This is a genomic window from Streptomyces sp. SL06 (genome assembly GCF_058244745.1).
Window position 1 is genome coordinate 7149978 of sequence record NZ_JBSYOT010000002.1, and the last position, 24043, is coordinate 7174020.

A 24043-nucleotide genomic window follows, 5' to 3' on the forward strand; every position below is an offset into this window, starting at 1 on the left:
AAAGGCAGGAGATGCGGAAGCTCTCGACCGTCCTCGGCCACCACCCGCAGGCGCGGGCACAGGAGGAGTACGGAGCCGGCATCGGCGACATCACCCGGGTCGTGGACGACGGCCATGCCGAGTACCGCGTCCGGCCGAGGCGAGGCGTGTCACCCGCGGCCGAGCCCCGGCCGGCCGACGGCGGCACCCCGTACCCGCTGTTCCCGCGCGGTGCTGACCCGCCATGCGCCCGGTCAGGGTCCCCGCCTCGATGCTCGTCCCCACGCAAGCCACGGAACGCGGAGGCGGTCACGGTGGACAACAGCGGCCAGGGTGTCGAGTCCGGAGCGAACACGTCGGGCACCCGCCACGGCCGGGCCTACGAGGGCCTTCGCGCCCTGCTCCTGTCGGGGAGCATGGCCCCGGGCACACGGCTGACCGAGGCGGATCTGACCCGGATGTTCGACGTGTCGCGGAGCACCATGCGGTCCGTGCTGGTGCGGCTGGCCCAGGAGGGCTACGTCACCAGCGAGGTCAACCGCGGGGTGCGCACCCGGAGCTTCTCCGTGCGGGAGGCGGCGGACATCCTGGAGGCCCGCGAGACGCTGGAGTCGGCCCTGGCCGGCAAGGCCGCCGAGCGGGCCACCTCCGAGGAGGTCCAGGAGATGCGCCGCACGCTGCGGGACATGGCGCAGGCCAAGTCGCGGGGCGACCAGGACACGTACTCCCGGTGCAACCGGCGCTTCCACCAGCAGATCAAGCAGGCCGCGCACCAGACGACCCTGGCCCGTGCCTACGACACGCTGCTCTACCCGCTGGTGATGCGCCAGTACCGCAACCTCTCCGCCCAGCACCCGAGGTCCGGGTCCCTGGAGGAGCACCGGGCCATCTTCCTCGCCGTCGTCACCCGCAACCCCGACGCGGCCGTCGCGGCGATGCGCCACCACGTCGGCTCCGCCCGCCGGGCGCTGCTGCTGGACAAGTCCCGTGGACCGTCGGTCACCTGACGGCCCACCGGGGCGGGAAGGACGACGTTGACCACCTCACCGGCAACAACCTCGACGAGAGCGGCGGGCTCACCGCCCGTCCATGTGACGCTCGAACAGCACCGGGCGGCACGCGGCAACTCACGCGTCCCCACCCACCTGCGCGGCGCGGACTGGAACCGCCACGCCGCAGGCAGCCCGCACACCTACTTCTGGACCCACCGCGCCCCGGCACCCGGATCCGGTTCTTCTCCACTCAACAAGCCTGGTGAACAAGGGAGTTCCCATGAGACAGCACACGACCTCCACCCTTGCCCTGACCTCGGCCGCGATACTCGGCGCCGCGCTGCTCACCGCCTGCGGCGACGACGGGGCGGCCTCGGTCGGCTCGGACGGCAAGACCACCGTCTCGGTGGGTGTGAGCGGCAACGTCTTCGATCTGTCCATCCGACTGGCGGACAAGAGCGGCTACTTCGACAAGCAGAACATCAAGGTCAAGTACGTGACCCTGACCGCCGCGACGGGCACCTCGGCCCTGCAGTCGGGCTCCGTGCAGTTCCTCAACTCCAGCCCCACCAGCTTCCTGGCCGGTCTCTCCAAGGGACTGCCCGAGGTCTCGGTCGCCACCAACGGCGGAGGCAACCCGCTCGGCGTGGTCGTCAGCGACGAGTTCGCCAAGAAGCACGGCCTGACCTCCGACACCCCCGCGGACCAGGTGGCCAAGGCCCTGGCCGGCTCGACGGCCGGCGCCAGCTCCGCCAACACCAAGGCCGAGGCGGGCATCTTTCTCAAGGCCCACGGGGTCGACCCGGACAAGCTGAAGTGGGTCTCCCTGCCGACCCCGGCCGCCGACAAGGCCGCCCTCACCAAGGGCGAGGTCGACTGGTTCATCACCTCGCAGCCGATCCCGCTCCAGGTGCAGCACGAGGGTGACGGCGTCGTGGTGGCCGACTCGTCCAAGGTTCCCGAGTGGGCCTCCGAACAGGCCGGCTACGGCCAGGTCGTCGTGGTGAAGCAGAGCTACGCGAAGAGCAACACCGCCCTGGTGAAGGGCTTCGCCACCGCCGTTCAGCAGGCGACCGCCTACCTCGACACGCACCCCGCCACCGACGAGAAGGTGCTGGTCGCGGCGCGCAGCACGTTGCAGAGTGTGCCCGACGACGTGCTCAGCGCCTCCGTCTCCCAGGTGGACTGGCCCCGCACGGCCAAGCAGGACGCACAGGGATGGAAGAAGACACTCGCGTTCGTGAAGGACGGCATCAAGGCGGTGCCGGACGCGTCCGTGTCCGCCGACGACTGGACCAACACCTACCTGCCGTAACCGCCGACACCAAGGAAGGGAGCAGACCATGGCAACCGTCACCGACAAGGCCGTGACCGAGCCCGACAGCGACATCGCACCCCGGCCCGCCAGGCGTGCCAAGGCCCGCCTGCAGAGCACCGGATCGGTCATCGTGCTGCGCATTGTGGTGATCGCGGTCACCCTGGTCCTGTGGCAGGTGATGAGCGGCCCCGTCATACCCGAGTACGCGGTCAGCAGGCCGACCGAGGTGTACCACTCGCTCGTCGACATGCTCGGGTCGGCCGCAGGGTGGACCGACATCAAGGTCACCGCCGTCGAAGTACTGGCCGGCTTCGGTCTCGGCGTCGCCGCCGGAACGGTGCTGGGCCTCGTGCTGGGGTCGTTCCCCCTCATGGGCCGGGTGCTCGAACCGCTCGTCGCGGCCATCAACGGAATTCCGAAGATCGCGCTCGCCCCGTTGTTCCTGCTGTTCTTCGGCATCGGCTCCTGGTCGAAGATCACCATCGCCATGACCGGTGTCGCCTTCGTCGTCTTCTACAACATCTATCTGGGCCTGCGGCTGAGGGAGCGCGAACTCGTCGAGGTCGTCCAGGTCATGGGCGGGCGCAAGCACCACGTCCTCGGCTATGTGACGATCCCGACGCTCGCCGCCCCGTTCTTCGCCGCGCTCAAGACGGGCGGGCCGCTGGCCATCCTCGGCGTCATCGGCGCCGAGTTCATCGCCTCCTCCGAGGGGGTCGGGCACGAACTGTTCACCTCGGCGCAGAACCTCGACGCGGCCCGCGAGTTCGCCGGCCTGATCGTCCTGGTCGCCATGACACTCACCCTCAACGGCTTCCTGACCGCCCTCGACGGGTACGCGCTCAAGCGCCTCGGACTCGCGGCCCGCCGCCGCCCGCAGCCCAAGAGCTGAGCCCGCGCAGGGCACGAGAGAGACACCAGAGAGACACCAGAGAGAAGGGACCTCTGCGATGAACGACTTCCCGCCCGCTCCGCCCGGCTCCTCGGGGCAGGGGCAACCACCCGGGCGCCCCTCCCGCAGAACGATGCTGGCGGCCGTCGCGGCGTCGGCCGCCGTGCCGTTGCTCTCGGCCGGGCCGGCCGCCGCCGCACCCGGGCGCACCGGTGACCTGCTCTACATCGGCACCTGGAAACAGAACCAGGTCCACGCGGTGCGGTTCGACCCCGAGAGAGGGACCATGACATCCCTCGGACCCGTGGCCCAGGTCAGCTCGAACTGGGTCGTGGCACACCCCACCCGCCCGGTCCTCTACGTGGCCGGCGACGAACAGGGCGGCTACATCCGGATCTTCCACATCGACGACGTGTCGGGAGCCCTGCGCCGGATCGGCGAGATCGCCACCGAGGACGCACCGGCCGACAGCGGCGGACTGTCGTACTTCGGGTTGACCGCGGACGCGAGAACCCTGCTGGCCGCGGACTTCGCGGCCGGCACCGCGGTGACCGTCCCCGTGCGCCCGGACGGCGGCCTCGGCTCCGTGTCCTCCCGGGTGCGGGACACCGGCTCCGGACCCGATCCGCGCCAGCAGGGCCCGCACCCCCACCACGTGGTCGTCGACCCCGGTGGCGCCTACGCGCTGGTCGCTGACTTCGGCGCCGACTGTGTCTTCGTCTACGACTACGACGCGGCGGCAGGGAGGATGTCCGCAGGACCGCACGGCGGCCCCGGCTCCTACGCGACGGCCCCGGGGTCCGGCCCCCGGCGGCTGGCCTTCCACCCCCGCGGACGGGCGGTCTACCTCCTGAACGAACTGACCGCCGACATCCAGGTGCTGCACTGGGACCCGCGACACGGCACGCTGACGCCCCGCCAGCTCCTGTCGACGAACGCGCCGGACCACACGGGAGCGACGAGCGCCGCCGAACTGGCCATCAGCCGCGACGGCCGCCATGTCTACACGTCCAACCGCGGCGACAACACCCTGGTCGTCTTCTCGGCGCACCCGAGGACCGGACTGCTCACCGAGGTCCAGCGGATCCCCTGCGGGGGCGTCACACCCTGGAGCTTCTCCCTGCACCCCGACGGAAGGTGGCTGTTCGTCGCGAACGAGGCGAGCGGCACGGTGAACCTCTTCCGCGTCGACCCGGCGTCCGGGCGTCTCACGGACACCGGCCGCTCCGTACCCGTACCCCAGCCCGACTGCGTCGCCTTCCGCGTCCGAGCCCGCCGGCAGGGCTCAGGACAGCACTGAGCCGGCCTCTTGATCGGCGTACGAATTCCAGGACTCGGTGACAGGAGAAACGCCATGAGGCTCCACCGCAGACGCTCCCCCGGCCCGACTGCGGCCGTGGTGACGACCGTGGTGCTCGGTTCGGCTCTGCTGGCGGCGTGCGGGGACACGCCCACAGCCGGCTCGGGCGGGACCGGTACGGTCACCGTCGGCGTCGCGGGCAACATCTTCGACGTTCCGCTGCGGGTGGCGGACGCCGAGGGCTACTTCGGCAAGAGGGGACTGAAGGTCAAGTTCGTGACGGTGACGGCCGCCACGGGCATGCCGTCCCTGGAGTCGGGTTCCCTGCAGTTCCTCAATTCCAGTCCGACCGGTTTCCTCGACGCCATGGCGAAGGGCACCGGGGTGATCGCGGTCGGGGTGGACGGGCTCGGCAACCCGCTCGGTCTCGTCGTCGGCAAGGAGTTCGCCCGGCGGCAAGGACTGACCGCCAAGACTCCGGCGGGCACCGTGGCCGAGGCGTTGGCGGGTTCGACCGGCGGTTCCAGCTCGGCGAACACGAAGGCGGAGTCGGAGATGTTCCTCAAGGACAACCGGGTCGACCCCGACAAGGTCGAGTGGGTGTCCTTGCCCAGCCCGAGTGCGGACAGGACCGCGCTCAACGAGGGCCGGATCGACTGGTTCGTCACCTCGGAACCGCTTCCGTTGCAGATCCAGGACTCCGGCGAGGGGATCGTGGTGGCCAACTCCCGTACCGTGCCCCAGTGGTCCAGCGACTACGCCGGTTACGGTCAGGTCGTCGTGGCCCGCAGGAGTTTCGCCGGTGAACACGCCGACACCGTAAGGAAGTTCGTCGGCGCGGTGCGCGAGGCGACGGCCTATCTGGCCGAGCACATGAACGATTCGTCGGTGGTCCCGGTGGCGAAGCGCGCGCTGCCCGGCGTCCCCGACGCGGCGGTGCAGGCCGGCATCGAGGAGGTCGAGTGGCCGCTGTTCGTGGACATGGACGCGCAGACCTGGAGGACGACCAGCGCCTTCGTCGGCGAACTGGGCGCCCTCCCCGACGGCGCGAGGATCACCGCGGACGACTGGACCAACGAATACGTGCGGTGAGACGGGGCGCGTCCCGGTCGACCGTGTGTCCTCGACCAAGAGGAGCTGGTGGAAGCCATGTCCCCCACGATGAAACGACGAGCGTTCCCGGCGGCCGGCGCGGGTGTACGCAGCGACGGCTCGGAGTGGGAGACGCTCACGGACGGCAGGTCCAAATCCGGTTTCCCGAGCTATTCGGCGGACGACAATGAAATCGTCTACGCGTGCTCACCGAAGATGACGAAAATCTCCCCGACTGGTCGCCGGACGGCAGCGATGTGCGCTGCCTGACCGACAAAGGCGCCAATGACGCCCGCGCCGTCCGGAACCACGAAGGGCGCATTCTGTACAACAGCGGCATGTACGGGTTCCGGGAAGAGGCGGCGCTGTACGACGACACCTTCCAGTCGTATCTTCCTCACCCAGGAAGTGCTCCGCGCAAGGGAATCACAGGTGATCACGTGGGCGCCAGTTCCGGCGGCAGGGAAGCCGACACCGGCAAAGCCGCCTCGAACCGGCACGCTCAGGCCTACGAGGGGCTGCGTTCCCTGCTGATGTCGGGGAGCTTCCCACCGGGCACAAGGCTCACCGAGGCGGAGCTGACCCGGCGGTTCGAGGTCTCGCGGACCACCATGAGAGCGGTCCTGGTCCGGCTGACCCAGGAGGGACATGTCACCAGCGAGGTCAACAGGGGTGTCCGCACACGGGACTTCTCGGTCGAGGAGGCGATCGACATCCTGGAGGCGCGCGAAACACTGGAATCCGCCCTGGCGGGCAAGGCCGCCGAGCGCGCGACCGAAGGGGAGATCGAGGAGCTGCGCCGCACACTGGATGCCATGGCGGACTGCCTCAAGCGTGGTGACCAGGCGGGATACTCCCAGGGCAATCGCGCCTTCCACCAGCAGATCAAGCTCGCGGCTCACCAGCGGACCCTGGCGCGGGCCTACGACACGCTGCTCTACCCCCTGGTGATGCGGCAGTACCGCAACCTCTCCGCGCCGCATCCGCGGTCCGGCTCACTCGAGGAACACCAGGCCGTCTTCCTCGCCGTCCTCACGCGCAACCCCGAGGCCGCCGTCGCCGCGATGCGCCACCACGTCGGCTCCGCACGCAGAGCCCTGCTGCTGCGGACCTCCGGCGACAGCGACGGATCCGGTGCCGCCGACGGCGACTCCGCGACCGGGGGACCGCGCCGGTGATCCGGCGGGACGTCTCACCCGGGTCACCCGTGGTGGTCATGGTCCCGACGGTCCTCGCTGCGCCAACGCGCCCTGTTCCGGCGGCTGTAGCGCCGGTCCCAGCGCTCCTGGCGGTCCCGGCGCTCCTGGTAGGCCCGGTAGTCCCCGGGTTCGGGACCTCCGCCGCGGTACCGGCCGCCGCGACGGCGGGTGATGCCGTAGATCAGCACCGCCGCGGCCACCCACCACAGGGGATGAAGGAAGCCGAGACCGAACAGAACCAGCACGAGAACGAGAAGCAGGGCGAACAGCACGCGGACCTCCCCGGGGAACGGGACACAACGTCGGCACCGGGGTCTGGGGGCTGACTTCACAGCATACTCCCGCGCCCGGCTCAACTCTCCGGCGCCCTCGCCCGAGGCGCGAGCCGGGACCCCGGACCGGCGAGGGATTCGGAGTCGTCGATGAAGGCGCGGGCCACGTCGGCCAGGCGCCGGTTGTGGGCGCGGGCGTAGCCGCGCAGGGCGCTGAACGCCTGCTCCATGTCGATGCCCTGGCGTTCGGCGAGCTTCCCCTTGGCCTGTTCGATCAGCACCCGGCTGTTCAGCGCCGTCTGCAACTGCTCGTTGAGGAGCGTGCTGCGGTGCGCGGTGCGCTGTTGCAGCAAGCTGATGGTGGCGACATCGGCCAGCGCCTGGGCGACGAGTGTGGCGGTCGGATCGAAGGGGCCGGGCGCGGCGCGGAACAGGTTCAGGGCGCCCACGGTCTCGTCCCGCAGGCGCATCGGAAGGGCCTGGACGGCCCCGAACCCGATGCGGTGGGCGACCGAGACGAAGCGCGGCCAGCGGTCGATCTCCCGGGTCAGGTCGTGGATGATCACCGGCGCGCCGGTGTGGAAGCACTCGAGGCACGGGCCTTCGTCGTTTTGGAGCTGGAAGAGTTCCAGGAGGCGAACCTGCTCGTCGGAGGCGGCCATGACGCGGAGTTTGCCGTCCCGGTCGGCGAGCAGCACACCGGCGGCGCCGGCGTCGAGCATGCCGACGCAACGGTCGGTCAGCAGGCGCAGGAAGTCGATGAGGTCGAAGTCGGCCACCAGGTTGTCGGCCAACTCGACGAAGGTCTTGGCCAGAATTCGTTGATCCATCGTGGGCACCCTTGGTTGGGACCGGTCCCTGCCCCAGGAGGGCGGGAAGGACGGCCGGCTTCCGGGCCGGCGTCATCTGCGTCAGGGTTCCTCCTCGGTCCGGCCCCCCTCCGCGTCGGACGAGAGACGAAGCCGACGGGCCACCACATCCGCTGCCACGTCGGCGAGTTGGCGTCCCTGCGCATAGGCATGGGCGCGGAGTCGGACGAAAGCCTCCTCGATGCCGACGCCGAGCTGGACCGTGAGCATCCCGGTGGCCTGGTCGATCTCCGCTCGGTACGCGCCCAGCTCCCCGGGGAGCTGGGCAGGTACCGATCCGTCGGCGGGGACGGTGGTCTCGTCGATTCCCGCGTCGAGAAGGAGGAGAGTGGCGAGATCGGCGAACGCCAGTGCGTCGGCCAGTTCTTCAGCGTCGAGTACGGTCGGAATCCCCGCGTACAGGTCCAGAACCCCCGGACTGATCGCCCCCATCTGCAGGGGGAGTGAGAAGACCGCGCGGGCGCCGGCTTCCAGGGCCGCGTCGGCGAATACGGCCCAGTGAGCCTGCAGTCCGGCGGTGAGCAGATCGGGCGTCAGGACGGCCGAGCCGCGGTCGAAGGCGTCCACGCACGGTCCTTCACCCAGGGTGAGCTGGAGTTCTTCCAGCTGCCCGCTGATCTCGTCGGTGCTGCACAGCGGGTGGCTCGTCGCGGTCCGGGACATGGCCGACAGACCGGCGCCGCCGACGGGCAGCGCGGCCACGGCCGCCGTGCACACGTCCAGCACACCGACCCGGGAGCCGCGTCGGGCCGCCTCCCTGGCCACCAGCGCCCGGACCCGCGCCGGTCGAGTGTCAGGGTCCATCGGGGTCACCGTCTCCGGGCCTGCTGCGTGGCCGGGCCGGGATGCCGGCGACGGAAGGCGCGGGCGGAAGCGACTCGTAGGGCGGGGGCGGGGAAGGCACGGCGGGGAGATCGCCTGACCAAGGCGGGAGGTGGCCGAACGGGAGGCCGAGGACGAGGAAACCGCAACCGGTCAGGTCGAGTATGCGGGCCAGCATCGCCGGAGGATGCCGCAGCCGCAGGGTCCGGCCGGCCGAGGCGGCCTGCTGCGAGGCACGAAGGAAGGCGTTCAGGCCGCTGCATTCGCAGAAGGCGACGGCGGTGAGGTCAACGTCGATGTTGCGGAGGTCGTCCCGCAGGCACTGGTCCAGGGCCGCGCGCACCAACGGCACGGAGTCGAGATCGATCTCACCGGCCAGGGTGATCACTGTCCGGTCCCCTCGGTCATGGTGGTGGACGGCGAGCTGTGGAAGGGGCATGACGCCTCGGTTCGGAAGGCTGTCCGGCAGGGGGGCGCGATGTCGTCGGAGTCCTTGGCCCGCTGTCGGCAGGATGTGCGTTCGGGGAAGGTGGAACGTGGCCGGCCCGGCAGTCTGCACAGCAGGTCCGCCCAGCTCCCTCCAGGGATGCGCCGAGTGGCGGACGAAGGGTCCGCTCCCGCAGCCATCCGTGTTCAGCAACAGAGTGCCGCCGGGGTCTGGGACGTTCTCCACAGCAGCATAGTCCTTGCGTCGCCCGACGCACGGCCGGAAGCCGCCCGATCCTGGGGCGCCCGAGCACGGCGGCCCCCCTCCCGTGCGCGACCGGCACCCGGGTGAACCCCCGTGCCGGACCGTCGGTGAAGCACCGTACGCGGTCGCCCTGTTGGGGCGTCCGACGGCCGGTCCCGGACGGGTCGGCGGCAGCGCGTACCGCGTACCGGTGGAGCGGGACGACGGCCGTCGCCCCGTCGTGGCGGTCGATGCCGTGGCCATGGACCTCTCCGACTCGAAGCGCACGGGAATTCCGTAATGTGCGGCAGAGGAAATACGCCGATGAAGCCGCCGAGCCGCGAGACGGCGACGAATGTGAACATCCGGTTTACTGGTGGGCGAGCCAGTACGCGAAGCCCCGTCGATGGCGACACGAGCGCGGGTGAAAAGGGTGGACGTGCACTTCTTCAGTCGGCTGCGAGGCCCGGCCGAAGCCCGGCGTGCGAACCGGCGTGGAAAGCGGAAAGAGTCCGGGCGGCGGAGCGGCTTCTGGTCGCTCCTCAGCACGCGCAGCGTTGTCGGGCAGATGTTCGTGCTCCAGTTGGTTGTCGTACTGTTGTTCGCAATTGTGGCCGTCGTACTGATGGTGATGACCGTGGAACGCGAGGCCACCCGGTCCGCGGCCGACCGGTCGTTCGTCGCCGCGGAGGTCTTCGCCCACGCGCCCGGAATTGTCGCGGCCCTGAAGTCGCCCGATCCGACAGCGGAACTCCAGCCCCGGACCGAAGAGATCCGCAAGGCCGCCCCGCTCGATTTCGCCGTCATCGTCGACAGGGAGGGAATCCGCTATACGCAGGCCGATCCCGGCCTGATCGGCGAACGCATCCCCTTCCCCCAGGAACTCGCGGCACTGCGGGACGGCCGCACCGTCAGGGGGCGCAACGAGACGGGGAGCCACACCTCGATGCGTACCTTCATGCCGATCAAGGACGCCGACGGCACGGTGGTCGGTGGCGTCGCCGTGGGTGTCCGGGTGACGAGCATCAGCGCGGAGGCCATGAAGCACCTGCCGATGCTGCTCGGCGTCACGGCCGCCGTCGTGATCGTGGGCACGGCCGGGACGGTGACGGTCGGCAGACGCCTGCTGCGCCAGACCCACGGCCTGGGCCCCGCCGAGATCACCCGTCTGTACAGACACCACGACGCGGTCCTGCACGCCGCCCGTGAAGGCATCGCCATCGTGGACGCCGACCGCCGGCTGCTGCTGGTGAACGAGGAGGCGCGACGGCTCCTCGACCTGACCGCCGAGGCCCAGGGCCACCGTGTGGGCGAGCTGGACCTCGCACCGCCCATGGCCGAACTGCTGGAATCCGGGCGGGAGGCCACCGACGAGGTGCACCTGGCCGAGGGCAGGGTACTGGCGGTGAACCAACGGCCCGTGGACGGGGACGACGGCGGATCCGGGAGCGTCGCGACCCTGCGGGACTCCACGGAGCTGAGCGCGCTCTCCGGCCGGGCGGAGGCGGCGAGAGAGCGCTTGAACGTGCTGTACCGCGGAAGCACGGGCATCGGCACCACCCTGGACGTCACACGGACGGCGGAGGAACTGGCCGAGGCCGCCGTCCCGCACTTCACCGACTACGTGACCATCGACCTCGCGGAGCCGGTACTGCGGGGTGACGAACCGACCGGCGCGGAACGGACTCTTCGCCGCGTCGCCACCGCGGGCGTCCGCGAGGACGCCCCGTTCACTCCCGTGGGCGAAGACGTCGTGTTCATCCCGTCGGAGTCCGGGAGGGCCGACCTGATGGCCGGCCGGGGACTGATCGACACCGATCTGCGTGCCGTGGTGGGACGCGTCCCCGGCTACGTGCCCGGCTACGGCTTCCGGGACCTCGACCGCGGGCGGCGCATCGTCGAGTACGGCATCCACTCGCTCGTCACGGTCCCGTTGCGCGCTCGCGGCGTACTGCTGGGCGTGGCGGGGTTCTGGCGGGCGCGGAAGCCCGAACCCTTCGTCCAGGACGACCTCGAAGTCGCCGAGGAACTGGCCACCCGGGCCGCGGTGGCCATCGACAACGCCCGCCGTTACACCCGTGAACACGCCATGGCCGTGACCCTGCAACGCAGTCTGCTCCCGGGCTCCCTCCCCGGCTCAAGCTCCCTCGAAGTGGCCCACCGCTATCTGCCCGCCGAGTCCGGAGGCGTGGGCGGCGACTGGTTCGAACGTCATCCCCCTGCCGGGTGCGCGGGTGGCCCTGGTGGTCGGTGACGTCGTCGGCCACGGTCTGCACGCGGCGGCCACCATGGGCCGGCTGCGCACCGCGGTGCACAATCTGTCGGCCCTGGACCTGGCCCCCGACGAACTCATGGCCCACCTGGACGAACTCGTCACCCGCATGGACGACAGCGAAGCGGGCGAGGGCAGCGGCCAGAGCGTCAGTGGAGCGAGCTGCCTGTACGCGATCTACGATCCGGCCTCCGGCCGCGTCGGCATGGTACGGGCGGGGCATCCGGGGCCGGTGGTGGTCCGCCCCGACGGTTCGGTGCACCTTCCCCACGTGCCGGTCTCCCCGCCCCTGGGACTGGGGGGCGTCGAGCCCTTCGAGACCGCCGAGCTGCGGTTGGCCGAGGGGAGCCGACTGGTGCTGTACACCGACGGGTTGATCGAGAAGCCCGGCCACGACCTCGACCACGGCCTCGGTCTGCTGCTCGACGCGCTGGCCGGCCACCCGGACCGTGACCCCGAGGAAACCTGCCGGACCGTTCTGGAGGCCACGCTTGCCGTCAAGCCCCGGGACGACGTTGCGCTGCTGGTGGCCCGTACCCGGCTGCTTCCCCCGGACCGGATCGCCCAGTGGCAGATTTCCGCCGACGCCGCGGCCGTGCCCCGGGTACGTGCCGCGTGCGGGCGGCAACTGCACGCCTGGGGGCTCGACGACATCAGCTACGTCACCGAGCTGATCGTCTCGGAGCTGGTCACCAACGCCAACCGCTACGGGAGCCCGCCGGTCACCGTGCGCCTTCTGTACGACCGGACCCTCATCTGCGAGGTCGCCGACGCCAGCAGCACCTCACCGCATCTGCGCCGGGCGGCCACCACCGACGAGGGCGGTCGAGGCCTGTACCTCGTCGCCCGCCTCGCCCAGCGCTGGGGGACCCGCTACCTGCCCCGCGGAAAGGTCATCTGGACCGAGCAGACCCTGACCGGCGGCACGGCCGAGCCCGTCGAGGACACCACAGACGCCCTGCTGGACCAGTGGAGCGACGACACCCCCTAGGCGTCCTTCGCCTCGGCCGCCTCGTGGAAGGCGACGACCGCCTCGCCGTTGGCTCTCGCCCACTCGGTGAGCTTCCTGACGGGCTCCTCCAGGGTGCGCCCGAGCGGGGTCAGGCTGTACTCCACCCGTGGCGGCGCCTCGGCGTACACGCGTCGCTCGACGAGCCCGTTGGCCTGGAGGCGGCGCAGGGTCTGCGTCAGTACCTTGCGCGAGACGCCTCCGACCAGCTCGACCAGCTCGCCGTGCCGCAGGGGGCCGTCGCTCAGGGCGAAGAGCGTGACCACCGCCCACTTGCCGGAGACGATCTCGATGGCCAGCCGGGCGGGACAGTCGGCGAGGAAGACGGTTCCGGGACGAAGGCTCATGGTGCCGAAGGTTACCTCCAGGTACCTTTCGGCCGCCTAACGTCGAAGTACGCACCGCACCGAACGGCACCGGAGCCGGCCCCGGCTCGGCCGCCTCGTCCGCGACAGCACCTCCACGCCCACTCGAAGGGGACAGCCATGTCCGGTCCCACCACCTACGTCCTCGTGCACGGCGCCTGGCACGACGGACAGTCCTGGCACCGCGTCACCCCCCTGCTCACCGACGAGGGCCACCGCGTCTTCGCGCCGTCCCTCACAGGCCACGGCGACAAGGCGCACCTGCTGAGCCCCGAGGTCGGACTCGGCACACACGTCGACGACATCGTCGGCCTCGTCCTCGACCACGACCTGAACGGCATCGTCCTCGTCGGCCACAGCTACGCGGGAATGGTCGTCTCCGGCGTGGCGAACCGGGTGCCCGAGCGCGTCTCACGCCTCGTGTACGTCGACGCGATGGTGCCGACGCACGGCGAGAACGCCATCGACGTCATGCCGCTCACGCGAGCCCTGATCGACGGTGCCGCCGGCAGCGCCCAGCCCTGGCGCATTCCACCGCTCCCGGAGTTCCCCGCGCCCCGCGGCCTCTTCGGCGTCACCGACCCCGACGACATCGCCTGGCTCAGGACCACGCTCAACGACGAGTCGGTCCGCTGCTTCCAGGAGCCGGCCGAGACGGACAACCCCGCACAGGCCATGATCCCCCGCACCCACATCCTCTGCGCCGGCGCCGAGCCCGACGCCGTCACCCGCCGGCCCGTCCCGCCGACGCAGCCCAACGGCGAGCCGTCTCGCGTCCACGAGCTGAGGTCCGGCCACGACTCCATGATCACCAACCCCGCGGAGCTGAGCGCCCTGCTGCTGGAGAACGCCTGACGCGGCGGTTTCCCACCCGTGTCGAGGACCACCCGGTGGTCCGGCGCGGCCCGGTAGGAGTGAGCCGTTCCGGGTCCTCGCCGCAGGGATCACGTACCGTGCGGGCCGGGTGACGGACTTGTCAAGAGGAGGGGTGATGACCGATCCCAGTCGCATCGAGATCAGCGGCGCCGGGCTCCGCTGCACCGACGTGGTCCGCGTGGCCCGGCGCAGCGCGTGGACGGAACTGACCCCCGACGCCCTGACCCGGGCGGCGCGCAGCTACGAGCTGGCCGTCGAACTCGGCGCCAAGGGCGCCGTCTACGGACGGACCACCGGAGTGGGCGCCAACAGACACATCGTCATCGACCCGGGCGCCGCCGACCTGCACGGACTGCGCCTGCTGCGCAGCCACGCCGGAGGCACCGGCGCCCCGCTGCCGGACGACGCGGTGCGCGCCGTGATGGTGATCCGCCTGAACCAGCTCGCCGCCGCCGGCAGCGGCGTACACCCCCGGCTGCTGCGGGCCCTGCAACAGGCCCTGCGGGTGGGTGCCCTGCCACTCGTGCACACCCGGGGCGCCATCGGCACCGGTGACCTGACGGCCCTCGCCGAGATCGCGCTGACGCTCGCGGGAGAACTGCCCTGGGCCGCGGGCGGCATCGAGCCGGTCCCGATCAGCCCGGGTGACGCGCTCGCGTTCATCTCCAGCAACGCCGCGACCCTCGCGGAAGCCGTACTGGCCTGGCACGACCTGACCCGGTTGCTGGCCGCGAGCCACGTCGTGACCGCGCTGACGTTCTGCGCCCTGGGCGGCTCCGCCGAGGCCTACGACGAGCGCGTCCACGCCTCCCGCCCCCACCCCGGTTCGGTGCAGTGCGCCGCGGATCTGCGCCGGCTGCTCACCGCCGCCGGCGATCTGCCCCAAGGGCGCCGGTTGCAGGACCCGTTCGGACTGCGGGCCTTCCCACAGGTGCAGGGCGCGGCCCTGGACGCGGCGGCCCGGGTGGGGCAGGTGCTGGAGGTCGACGTGAACGCCGCCGCCGAGAATCCGCTGATCGACGTGGAGACCCTCCAGGCCTACCACCACGGCCAGTTCTCCACGGCACAGGTGGCGCTCGCCTTCGACTACCTGCGGGCCGCGCTGCACCACACCGCGGAGCTGTCCGCCGCACGGCTGAGCGACCTGGTCGAGCCGGACCTGAGCGGGCTGGCCCCGTTCCTGGCGGAGGGCCCGGCGGGCAGCTCCGGCATCATGATCCTCGAGTACGTCGCACACGACGCGCTGGGCACCCTGCGGCACGCCGCCGCCCCGGTCACCCTCGGCACCGCGGTGATCTCACGCGGCCTGGAGGACCACGCCAGCTTCTCCACGCACGCGGTACGCAGCACGGTCACCGCGACCGCCGCCTATCGCACGGTGTTGGCCTGCGAACTGCTCGGCGCGGTACGGGCGTTGCGGATGTCCGGAACCGAACTGCCGGACACCCCTTTGCGCACGGCCCACCGGACGGTCACGGCCGGGCTTCCGCACATCGCCGAGGACCACCCCCTCAGCACGGAGATCCGCCAGGCGGAACGGCTGCTGGACGGCCTCTCGACGCTGTGAGGAGAGGGCGCTTCATGCGCGGACGGGGAGAATTCCGCCCGTTCGTGTACACAAAGCCGCCTTCGCCACCGGAACCGTGGAAAAGGCCCGACAGTGGACGAGCCGCCGGAGCGTGGATCCGGTGTGCTCCGTCGACAGCACTCCACCCGGAAAGTCAGAGGTGCATCATGACGCCCACCAACGAGGCGACCGACCGAGTCCAGTTGGTCTTCTCCCTCTTCGACGCCGACGGCAACGGCTACCTGGAGCCCGCCGACTTCGACCTGATGAGCAGCCGCGTCGTGGCGGCCGTCCCGGCGGCCGGTGACGCCCTGAAGGAGAGGATCGCCGGGTCCTTCCGCCGCTACTGGGAAACGCTGTTGACCGAGCTGGACGCCAACGGCGACGGGCGGATCAGCCCGGAGGAGTTCGCCTCCGTCGTCCTCAATCCGCAGCGCTTCGACGCCGCGGTGAACGAGTTCGCCGAGGCACTCGCCGCCATGGGGGATCCGGAAGGCGACGGCCTGGTCGCCCGCCCCGAGTTCGTGGCGCTGATGATCGCCATCGGCTTCGAACGGAGCAACATCGAGGCGCTGTTCGACGCCTTCGGGCCGGACGGAAGCGACCGCATCCGGGTGAGCACCTGGGCGGACGGCATCCGGGACTACTACCGGCCCGAGAAGTCCGGTATCCCCGGCGACCGTCTGACCGCGGGCGTGTCCGGGTGACCGGAGGCGGCGAACGCCGTGGTGCCGGTGGGAGCGGCTGAGGGCGCGAAGCACTCAGGCGTACGGGGCCGGGGCCGGCGGCGGGCGCGGCGCTCGGTGCGGGCGAGCAGGACGGTGGGGACAGCCGCGGCGACCCTGATCGCGAGCACCCAGCGGAACGTGGTCCCGAATCCGCCGGCCTGCCCGCCGGGCGTGGGGTGGTGGCGGAGCCGGTCGTCGAGGACGACGCGTTGGAGGACGTTGAGCTGCGGGGCGGCGTCCGGGATCCTTTTCGGCGGCAGGGCACGGCAGGCGGCGGTCATCACCGGGATGATCGACAGGCCGAACCCGACGCCTCTGACGCCCATGACGACGCACAGCACCAGGTAGGGGGTGGTGGCCGTCAGGAACACGAACGGGACGGTCGAGAGCGCCGGCACGGCGGCGCCCGTGACGACGGTGATCCCGGCGCCGCGAGCAGTGCGCCGAGCCCGGTGACAATCACGCCCCTCGCCGCGGACGGTCTGGAAGTACGGCGGCAGGAGGATCGTCCCGCCGTAATGCGCGGCGCCGAGTGCGAAGGCGGCGACCGACGCGGCCGTGAACGCCCGGCTGCCGTACGGCTTGAGGACGAGCAGTGACCGCTTCGCCCGTAGAGCGTGCACGACGAAGCCGACCAGGGCGGCCAGTCCGGCCGGCAACGCGGGGACGGCAGCCGTGTCCGGCCCGGCCGTGGCGCCGAGCGCCGTCAGACCGTAGGTGATGCCCACGATCCCGGCGGAGGCCGGCACCGGGCCGGTCACGTCCGGCGGCCCCGCGTCACCTCATCGTGCCGACCGGCATGAGCGCCCTGCCGCCGACGCCTTGCGGCGCCCGGGAGGCGATCAGCGTCCCCACGCCCTGCGTGCAGGGCCTGCCGGAATCCCACCAGACGCTGCCGGCTGGTCGCCGAACCCCGGCGGTCCACCCCGATCGCGGCGATCCGGGTGCGTCCCAGGCCGATGAGGTGGGCGGTGATGTCGCGCGCCGCGGCGACATTGTCGATCAACACGTGGTCGGCGACGACGCGTTCCCGGCCGTAGGTGCGCTCGCCCAGCAGGACCAGGGGCAACTCGTCGGTGACGCCGACGAGTTCGTCCGGCGTGACGCTCAGCGGGGAGAGGATCACGCCGTCGAGCAGCGCGGCGCCGACCCCGTTGGCCAGCCGCAACTCCTCGGCGGCGTCTCCCAGCGACTCCTCGATCAGGACGGTCAGACCGAGCGGGGTGACCTCTTTTCGCACCTGGTGGGCGAGTTCGGCGAAGTACGGGGTGGCCGGCTCGGGTACCACCAGGGCGATGAGGCCACTGCGCCCCGTGCGGAGCCCGCGTGCCGAGGGATTCGGCCGGTAGCCGAGTTCGTCAACGGCTCGCATCACCCGCGACCGGGTGGCGTCGGAGACCCGCGGGGCGCCGCGTACCACGTTGGACACGGTCTTGATCGACACCCCCGCGCGCTCCGCCACGTCCTTCAGCGTCACCGCGGCCACCGACCCTCCCCTTGCCGAAGCTCCCGAAGCTGCCGGGGTTCGCGCAGATCATGCCCTGGCGTCTCCCGCCCGCCGACGCGCGTGCCGGTCGCGGACTCTTTTGCGGACAGAGGGTTGACCCTGCGGACACCTGCCGGTTACAACGTTGGAACAGCACGATAGCAAGCGGTTGCTGCGAGGCGCCGCCGACATCCTCCGACCGGTCCGCGCGCAGCACCACCAAGTGCCCCGCGGCAGACGGCCCGTACGGCTCACGAGAGGGTCCGCATGTCATTGCACGCTACCGAAGGGCCGCTTCGCGCAGCAGTGGTCGGCACGGGGTCCATCGCCCGGTCCAGCCACCTTCCCGCCCTGCGGGAACTGGCCGCCGACGGCGAGGTGGAGCTGGTTGCCGCGGTCGATGTGGACGAGGCGGCGGTGCGGGCGTTCGCCGACGAGTTCGGGATCCCGTACGCGTCCACGGACCTCGACGCGATGCTGAGCCGAGCGCGTCCGGATCTCGTGGTGCTGTGCACGCCGCCCTCGGTGCACCGCGAGCAGTCCGTGGCCGCGCTCCGGGCCGGGGCCTGGGTATGGTGCGAGAAGCCGCCCTGCCCCTCACTGGCCGACTTCGACGCCGTCGAGGCGGCCGAAGAGGGCGGCGACGGCGGGCCGTACGCCTCCATCGTCTTCCAGCACCGCTTCGGGTCCGGCGCGCGCCACGTCCGCGCGCTGCTGCGCGGCGGTGCGCTGGGCCGGCCGCTGGTGGCCCACTGCCAGACCACGTGGTACCGGGACAAGGCCTACTACGCGGTCCCCTGGCGGGGCCGCTGGGCGACCGAGGGCGGCGGCCCCGCCATGGGGCACGGCATCCACCAGACGGACCTGTTGCTGGATCTGATGGGCCCGTGGACCGAGGTGCGCGGCATGGCGGCCCGGCTGGTGCACGACGTGGAGACCGAGGACGTTTCCACGGCGCTGGTCCGCTTCGCCGACGGAGCGCTCGCCACCGTGGTCAACAGCGTGCTGAGTCCGGACGAGGTGAGCCGGATACGCGTCGACTGCGAGCTGGCCACGGTCGAGCTGACCCACCTGTACGGCCACCGCAACGCCGACTGGCGCATCACCCCGGCGCCCGGCGTCCCCGAGGAGACCGTGGCGGCCTGGCGGGACTTCGGCGCCGACGAACCCAGCTCTCACCTGGCCCAACTGCGTGTCCTGGTCGACGACATCAGAAACGGCCGGCGCCACACCAGCAGCGGCGCGGGCGGCCGGCGAACCCTGGAGTTCATCACCGCCCTGTACAAGTCCGCGTTCACCGGCACGGCCGTACGCGCGGGCGACATCGGCCCCGGCGACCCGTACTACACCGAACTGCACGGCGGCGCCCCGGGCTGGGCACCGGCCGCCGCCCTCAAGGAGGAGGAGCCCGCATGACGCTCTCGCTGACCCACGTCCACGGTGACCGCGTCACCGTGGCCCACGGGTCGCCCGGCACCGGGCTGTTCTCCTACGTGTACCGCCCCGAAGCCGACTGGGAGGCGCCGAAGCCGTATCTGCACCCGGTGCGGACCCTGTCCGGCGCACTCGTCACCGACTACCGGCCCAACGACCACCGCTGGCACAAAGGGCTCCAGTTGACCGCCTCCCACCTCTCGGGCCAGAACCTGTGGGGCGGCAACACCTATGTGCACGGCGAGGGTTACCTCGCGCTGCCGGAGAAGGTGGGTTCGATGGCCCACGTGGCCTTCGAGGAGGTCAGCGCCTGCGGCGACCGTGCCGTCATCGCCGAGCGACTGACCTGGCACCCGCACGACGGCGAACTGTGGGCCGAGGAGGAACGCCGCATCGAGGTCCGCGACATCGACCCGGCGACCGGGAGCTGGACGCTCACCTGGACATCGGCGGTGACCAACCGGCGTGCTGCGGCACTGCGGTTCGGCAGCCCCACCACCCACGGCCGGCCGGCCGCCGGATACACCGGGCTCTTCTGGCGCGGCCCCCGCGCCTTCCGCGACGGCCGGGTCTTCACCGCCGAGTCGGCCGGCGGCGACCCGATGGGCAGCCAGGCACCCTGGCTCGCGTACGTCGGCGAGCACGACGGACGCGACGGCCACGCCACGCTCGTCTTCGAACACGCCCCGGCCAACGACCACTTGGGGGAGAAGGGAACGCATCCGGCGCACTGGTTCGTGCGCAGCGACCCCTTCGCGGCGGTCGCGCCGTCCTGGGCGTTCCACGAGGAACTGGTCCTGCCGCCCGGCGACACCCTCACCCGCGGCTACCGCGTGGTCGTCGCCGACGGCGCGTGGGACCGTGCCCGGGTCGCCGCGCACCTGGAGTCACTCACATGGTGAGCGCGGCCTACGACGGCTTCCCGGGCGCGGTCGGCGTCTCCCGCCTGAGCGTCTACGACTGGCCGACCGTCGAGGGACTGCCCGGAGGCGGCACCCCGCACCTGCACCTCACCTGCACCGAGGGATACGTCGTCACGTCGGGCCACGGCGCGGTGCAGACCCTCACCACCTCCGGCTTCCGTCAGACACCCCTGGAGCCGGGCACGGTCGCCTGGTTCACCCCCGGCACCATCCACCGCCTGATCAACGACGGCGGCCTGGAGATCACCGTCGTGATGCAGAACAGCGGCCTGCCCGAGGCGGGCGACGCCGTCCTCACCCTGCCCCAGGACCTTCTCGCCGACCCCGCCACGTACGCCGACGCGATCCGCCTCCCCGCCGACGCGCCCGAGGCCGAGCAGGTGCAGACCGCCCGTGCCCGCCGCGACCTGGCGACCCGGCATTTCCTCGAACTGCGCGCGGCCACCGAGAACGGCGATCCACAACCGCTGGCGGCGTTCCACCGGTCGGCCGCCGGGCTGGTGCGGCCCCGCCTCGACGAGTGGGAGCGGCGCTGGCACGACGGTGCGCACGCCGCCGCGCAGGCGACCCGGGCCCAACTCGACGCGCTGCGCAACGGGAACGACGCGCACCTCACCGACGCCCGGGTGTCCGCCACCGGGCCCACGGCACGCGGGCGCTTCGGAATGTGCGGCCGGCTGGCCGTCTACCCGGGCATCTGACCTCCGGCACACGCCGGCCCATCGGCTCCGCCGCCGTGTTCCCCCCTCGGCCTCCCCCTCTCCCTCTCTTCTCTTCTCCTCTCCGGAACGGGAGGCGCCCGCCCCGAGCCTCAGCCCCCATCCACGCACCCCTGGGAGGCCCCCATGCCCGAGCCACGAAGCGGCCGGCGCCCACTCCCGAGCCGCCGGGCCGTCCTGGCCGCCGCCGTCGGTCTCAGCACCGCGCTGACGGCATCGCTCGGCGCGTGTTCCGCTACCGGCGACGTGTCGTCCGGCGGAGTCACCCTCACCTTCTCCTGGTGGGGCAACGACGACCGTGCCGAGCGCACCGAAAGGGCCGTACGGCTCTTCGAGAAGGAGCACCCCGGCATCACCGTCCGCACGTCGAACGCCGACTTCGGCTCGTACATGCAGAAGCTCGCCACCCAGGCGGCCGGCGGCGGCATCCCGGACGTGGCCCAGCTCGACTACCGACAGATCTCCCAGTACGCCGGCGGCGGAGCCCTCCTGCCACTGGACGACGCGGTCGCGGACGGCACGGCCCGCACCTTTGAGATGGACGAGGACTTCCTGCGCACGGGCACCTACGAGGGCAGGCAGTACGCCCTGCCGATGGGCCGGGGCATCACCGGCTACGCCTACGACTCCACGATCTACGCACAGGCCGGCATCCCCACCCCCCGGCCCGACTGGACCTGGGAGGAATGGGCCGAGGCCAACCGGAAGATCGCCGCCCTGGGCCTGAAATCGCCCGACGGACGGGCCGTGGCGGGCGCCAACGACAATGGTGTCAACGAGGACATCTTCGAGGACTGGCTGCGAGGCCGCGGCGGACAGCTCTACGCGAGCCAGACGAAACTGGGCTTCACCGAGGACGACCTCACCGAGTTCTGGACGTTCTGCGACAGGCTGCGCAGGGAAGGCGCCGTCGCCGCCGCCCAGGACACCGTGCAGGCCAACACCACCGAGATGACCCCCATGGGCCGCGGGCTCGCCGCCGCCGACTTCACCTGGGACGCGCCGTTCCCCGGGTACACCGCACTCCTCGGCGACCACGTCCACTTCGCGCCGGTACCCACCACCGACGGGCGCCAGGGCGCCTACTTCAAACCCTCGATGCTCCTGGGCGTCGGTGCGAACAGCGGCCATCCCAAGGAGGCGACCGCGCTGGTCGACTTCCTCCTCAACGACGAACGGGCCGGCGACATCCTCGGCTTCACCCGTTCCACACCCCCCAACCGCACGATCGCCGCCCGCGTCGCCAAGACGCTCGAAGGGCCGGAGCGGGAGATCTACGAGTACGCGCGGAAGATGGAGAAGTACGGTCTGGACGGCCCGCCCACCGCCCCGCCACGCGGCGACGTCGCCATCCAGACCGCCTTCAACCGCGCCTACCAGCGCGTGATGTACGAACTGGCCTCCCCGCGCCGGGCAGCGCGCGAACTCGTCGAAGAGGCCGACCGGGAGCTGAGGCCATGAGCACGGTGTCGACCGGGGCGCCCACACGCGCCCACCGCACGACACAACCGCGACCGCCGGCCAAGCGCCGCCGCGGCCGCCGTGAACGGCAGTTGCCCGCCTACGTGTTCCTCACCCCGTGGATGCTCGGCGCGGCCGTGCTGACCCTGGTGCCGATGGCCGTGTCGCTGTACCTGTCGTTCACCGACTACAACCTGTTCGACCCGCCGCACTGGGTGGGCCTGCGCAACTACACCGACATGCTCACCGACGACCCCCGGTTCTGGCGCTCGGTCGGCACCACGCTGCTGTACGTCGTGGTCGCCGTGCCGCTCAAGCTGATCCTCGCGCTCGGCGCGGCGATGCTCCTGAAGAACCTCGGCCGCGGTCGCGCCTTCTACCGCTCCGCCTTCTACGCGCCCTCGCTGCTCGGGGCGAGCATGTCGATTGCGCTGGTGTGGCGCGCGCTGTTCAACGACGGCGGCTCGGTCCCCAACCTCCTGAGCGCCGTCGGCATCGACATCGGCGGCTGGGTCGGCAACCCGGACCTCGCCGTGTACGTCATCGTCCTGCTGACCGTGTGGCAGTTCGGCGCACCGATGGTGATCTTCCTCGCCGGGCTCCAGCAGATCTCGCCCGAGCTGTACGAGGCGGCGGCGCTGGACGGCGCGGGACGCCGGCGGCAGTTCGTCTCCGTCACGGTGCCGATGCTGTCCCCGGTCGTCTTCTTCAACCTGGTGCTGGAGATGATCCAGTCCTTCCAGGTGTTCACCCCGGCCTTCGCGGTCAGCGGCGGCAACGGCGGTCCCGCCGACTCGACCATGTTCTACACGCTCTACCTCTACGAACGCGGCTTCACCGCCTCCCACATGGGCTACGCGGCGGCCATGGCCTGGCTGCTGCTCATCGCCATCGGCGTCATCACCCTGATCCTGTTCCGGACGTCCCGGTCCTGGGTCTTCTACGCGGACGAGGAGGGACGATGAACCTCACCGCCAGGCGCTGGCTGCCGCACACGCTCGCCGTCGTGGGACTGCTCGTCCTGCTGTACCCCCTGGCCTGGCTGCTCGCCACCTCGCTCAAGCCGGCCGACGAGGTGGTGACCAGCCTCGACCTGTGGCCCAGCCACCTGGAGTGGTCGAACTACACGACGGCCCTCGACGGTGTGTCCGGGGTCCCCGTGAGCCGGCTGCTCGGGAACTCGCTGCTGATCGCGGGCGGCGCCGTCGTCGGCAACGTGGTGTCCTGCTCGCTGGCCGCCTACGCGTTCGCCCGGCTGCGCTTCAGGATGCGCAAGGCGATGTTCGCGTTCATGGTCGCGACGCTGATGCTGCCGCACCACGTCGTGCTGATCCCGCAGTACATCATCTTCAACCGGCTCGGCATGGTCGACACCTACTGGCCGCTGATCCTGCCCAAGTTCCTGGCCACCGAGGCGTTCTTCGTCTTCCTCATCGTCCAGTTCATGCGCGGTCTGCCGCGTGAGCTGGAGGAGTCCGCCCGCATCGACGGCTGCGGGGCGTTTCGCACCTACTGGTCGCTCACGCTGCCGCTCAGCCGTCCGTCGCTGATCACCACGGCGATCTTCACGTTCATCTGGACCTGGAACGACTTCTTCACGCAGATGATCTACCTGTTCGCCCCGGAGAAGTCCACCATCACTCTGGCCCTGCGCAGCTTCGTCGACCAGTCCAGCACCTCCGCCTACGGTCCCATGTTCGCGATGTCCGTGATCTCCGTGCTGCCGATCGTGCTGTTCTTCTTCGTCTTCCAGCGCTACCTGGTGCAGGGCATGGCGACCTCCGGACTGAAGGGCTGA

At 71.0% G+C, this 24043-nt stretch carries 22 protein-coding genes and 1 pseudogene; 16 read left to right on the top strand and 7 right to left on the bottom strand.

Going from position 1 to position 24043, the window contains the following annotated elements:
- The first annotated feature begins 11 nt into the window (after positions 1–11).
- From AC4IHM_RS32650 to AC4IHM_RS32675, 6 genes are all read left to right on the top strand, one after another.
- Positions 12–986, top strand: a complete 975-nt coding sequence (locus AC4IHM_RS32650) for a GntR family transcriptional regulator (protein ID WP_490870576.1) — start codon at positions 12–14, stop codon at positions 984–986.
- 265 nt (positions 987–1251) lie between these two features.
- On the top strand, positions 1252–2286 hold the full coding sequence (locus tag AC4IHM_RS32655) for an ABC transporter substrate-binding protein (protein WP_490870577.1): 1035 nt from the start codon (positions 1252–1254) through the stop codon (positions 2284–2286).
- 28 nt (positions 2287–2314) lie between these two features.
- Entirely contained in the window at positions 2315–3181 is an 867-nt protein-coding gene (locus AC4IHM_RS32660) for an ABC transporter permease (protein ID WP_490870578.1), read from the top strand.
- Positions 3182–3239: 58 nt separating this feature from the next.
- Positions 3240–4481, top strand: coding sequence for a lactonase family protein (locus AC4IHM_RS32665; RefSeq protein ID WP_490870579.1), 1242 nt, complete (start codon positions 3240–3242; stop codon positions 4479–4481).
- Between the two features lie 54 nt (positions 4482–4535).
- Positions 4536–5573: an ABC transporter substrate-binding protein gene (locus AC4IHM_RS32670; protein WP_490870580.1), complete on the top strand. Its 1038-nt coding sequence runs from the start codon at positions 4536–4538 to the stop codon at positions 5571–5573.
- 203 nt (positions 5574–5776) lie between these two features.
- Positions 5777–6751: a GntR family transcriptional regulator gene (locus AC4IHM_RS32675; RefSeq protein ID WP_490870581.1), complete on the top strand. Its 975-nt coding sequence runs from the start codon at positions 5777–5779 to the stop codon at positions 6749–6751.
- Positions 6752–6774: 23 nt separating this feature from the next.
- On the opposite strand, the gene AC4IHM_RS32680 is transcribed toward AC4IHM_RS32675, so the two are convergent.
- The 4 genes from AC4IHM_RS32680 to AC4IHM_RS32695 form a co-directional block, all read right to left on the bottom strand.
- A complete protein-coding gene (locus AC4IHM_RS32680; protein ID WP_490870582.1) occupies positions 6775–7044 on the bottom strand; it encodes a hypothetical protein in 270 nt (89 codons plus the stop codon).
- 80 nt (positions 7045–7124) lie between these two features.
- Positions 7125–7874 carry an ANTAR domain-containing protein gene (locus AC4IHM_RS32685; protein WP_490870583.1) on the bottom strand — a complete coding sequence of 250 codons (750 nt, stop codon included), beginning with the start codon at positions 7872–7874 and terminating at the stop codon, positions 7125–7127.
- 81 nt (positions 7875–7955) lie between these two features.
- Entirely contained in the window at positions 7956–8717 is a 762-nt protein-coding gene (locus AC4IHM_RS32690) for an ANTAR domain-containing protein (RefSeq protein ID WP_490870584.1), read from the bottom strand.
- Positions 8707–9174, bottom strand: a complete 468-nt coding sequence (locus tag AC4IHM_RS32695; protein ID WP_490870585.1) for an STAS domain-containing protein — start codon at positions 9172–9174, stop codon at positions 8707–8709. Before AC4IHM_RS32695 ends, AC4IHM_RS32690 begins: the two co-directional genes overlap by 11 nt.
- Before the next feature lie 799 nt (positions 9175–9973).
- Here AC4IHM_RS32695 and AC4IHM_RS32700 point away from each other — a divergent pair.
- Positions 9974–12668 (top strand): annotated as a pseudogene (locus AC4IHM_RS32700) (SpoIIE family protein phosphatase).
- Here the strand turns inward: AC4IHM_RS32700 and AC4IHM_RS32705 are convergent.
- The gene (locus tag AC4IHM_RS32705) at positions 12665–13033 is read right to left on the bottom strand and encodes a winged helix-turn-helix transcriptional regulator (RefSeq protein WP_490870586.1); all 369 of its coding nucleotides are present in this window, start codon (positions 13031–13033) and stop codon (positions 12665–12667) included. The pseudogene AC4IHM_RS32700 and the gene AC4IHM_RS32705 sit on opposite strands and share 4 nt — an antisense overlap.
- A 138-nt stretch (positions 13034–13171) precedes the next feature.
- On the opposite strand from AC4IHM_RS32705, the gene AC4IHM_RS32710 reads away from it, so the two are divergent.
- The 3 genes from AC4IHM_RS32710 to AC4IHM_RS32720 all read left to right on the top strand — a co-directional run bounded on the left by AC4IHM_RS32710 (position 13172) and on the right by AC4IHM_RS32720 (position 16201).
- On the top strand, positions 13172–13906 hold the full coding sequence (locus AC4IHM_RS32710) for an alpha/beta fold hydrolase (protein ID WP_490870587.1): 735 nt from the start codon (positions 13172–13174) through the stop codon (positions 13904–13906).
- A 136-nt stretch (positions 13907–14042) separates the two neighbouring features.
- Positions 14043–15494 (top strand): aromatic amino acid ammonia-lyase, encoded by a 1452-nt coding sequence (locus AC4IHM_RS32715; RefSeq protein WP_490870588.1) that lies wholly within the window; start codon positions 14043–14045, stop codon positions 15492–15494.
- Positions 15495–15661: 167 nt separating this feature from the next.
- On the top strand, positions 15662–16201 hold the full coding sequence (locus tag AC4IHM_RS32720) for an EF-hand domain-containing protein (protein WP_490870589.1): 540 nt from the start codon (positions 15662–15664) through the stop codon (positions 16199–16201).
- Here AC4IHM_RS32720 and AC4IHM_RS32725 read toward each other — a convergent pair.
- Together AC4IHM_RS32725 and AC4IHM_RS32730 are read right to left on the bottom strand one after the other, a co-directional pair.
- Positions 16141–16983, bottom strand: coding sequence for a hypothetical protein (locus AC4IHM_RS32725; protein WP_490870590.1), 843 nt, complete (start codon positions 16981–16983; stop codon positions 16141–16143). The genes AC4IHM_RS32720 and AC4IHM_RS32725 overlap by 61 nt on opposite strands.
- Positions 16980–17708 (bottom strand): LacI family DNA-binding transcriptional regulator, encoded by a 729-nt coding sequence (locus tag AC4IHM_RS32730; RefSeq protein ID WP_490870591.1) that lies wholly within the window; start codon positions 17706–17708, stop codon positions 16980–16982. The genes AC4IHM_RS32725 and AC4IHM_RS32730 overlap by 4 nt, the downstream gene beginning before the upstream one ends.
- A 267-nt stretch (positions 17709–17975) precedes the next feature.
- Between AC4IHM_RS32730 and AC4IHM_RS32735 the strand changes: the two genes are divergently transcribed.
- The 6 genes from AC4IHM_RS32735 to AC4IHM_RS32760 all read left to right on the top strand — a co-directional run bounded on the left by AC4IHM_RS32735 (position 17976) and on the right by AC4IHM_RS32760 (position 24043).
- Positions 17976–19124, top strand: a complete 1149-nt coding sequence (locus AC4IHM_RS32735) for a Gfo/Idh/MocA family protein (RefSeq protein WP_490870592.1) — start codon at positions 17976–17978, stop codon at positions 19122–19124.
- On the top strand, positions 19121–20044 hold the full coding sequence (locus tag AC4IHM_RS32740; protein ID WP_490870593.1) for a DUF6807 domain-containing protein: 924 nt from the start codon (positions 19121–19123) through the stop codon (positions 20042–20044). Before AC4IHM_RS32735 ends, AC4IHM_RS32740 begins: the two co-directional genes overlap by 4 nt.
- Positions 20038–20766 carry a cupin domain-containing protein gene (locus AC4IHM_RS32745; RefSeq protein WP_490870594.1) on the top strand — a complete coding sequence of 243 codons (729 nt, stop codon included), beginning with the start codon at positions 20038–20040 and terminating at the stop codon, positions 20764–20766. Before AC4IHM_RS32740 ends, AC4IHM_RS32745 begins: the two co-directional genes overlap by 7 nt.
- A 144-nt stretch (positions 20767–20910) precedes the next feature.
- Entirely contained in the window at positions 20911–22245 is a 1335-nt protein-coding gene (locus AC4IHM_RS32750) for an ABC transporter substrate-binding protein (protein WP_490870595.1), read from the top strand.
- Positions 22242–23210, top strand: coding sequence for a carbohydrate ABC transporter permease (locus AC4IHM_RS32755; protein WP_490870596.1), 969 nt, complete (start codon positions 22242–22244; stop codon positions 23208–23210). The genes AC4IHM_RS32750 and AC4IHM_RS32755 overlap by 4 nt, the downstream gene beginning before the upstream one ends.
- The gene (locus tag AC4IHM_RS32760; protein ID WP_490870597.1) at positions 23207–24043 is read left to right on the top strand and encodes a carbohydrate ABC transporter permease; all 837 of its coding nucleotides are present in this window, start codon (positions 23207–23209) and stop codon (positions 24041–24043) included. Before AC4IHM_RS32755 ends, AC4IHM_RS32760 begins: the two co-directional genes overlap by 4 nt.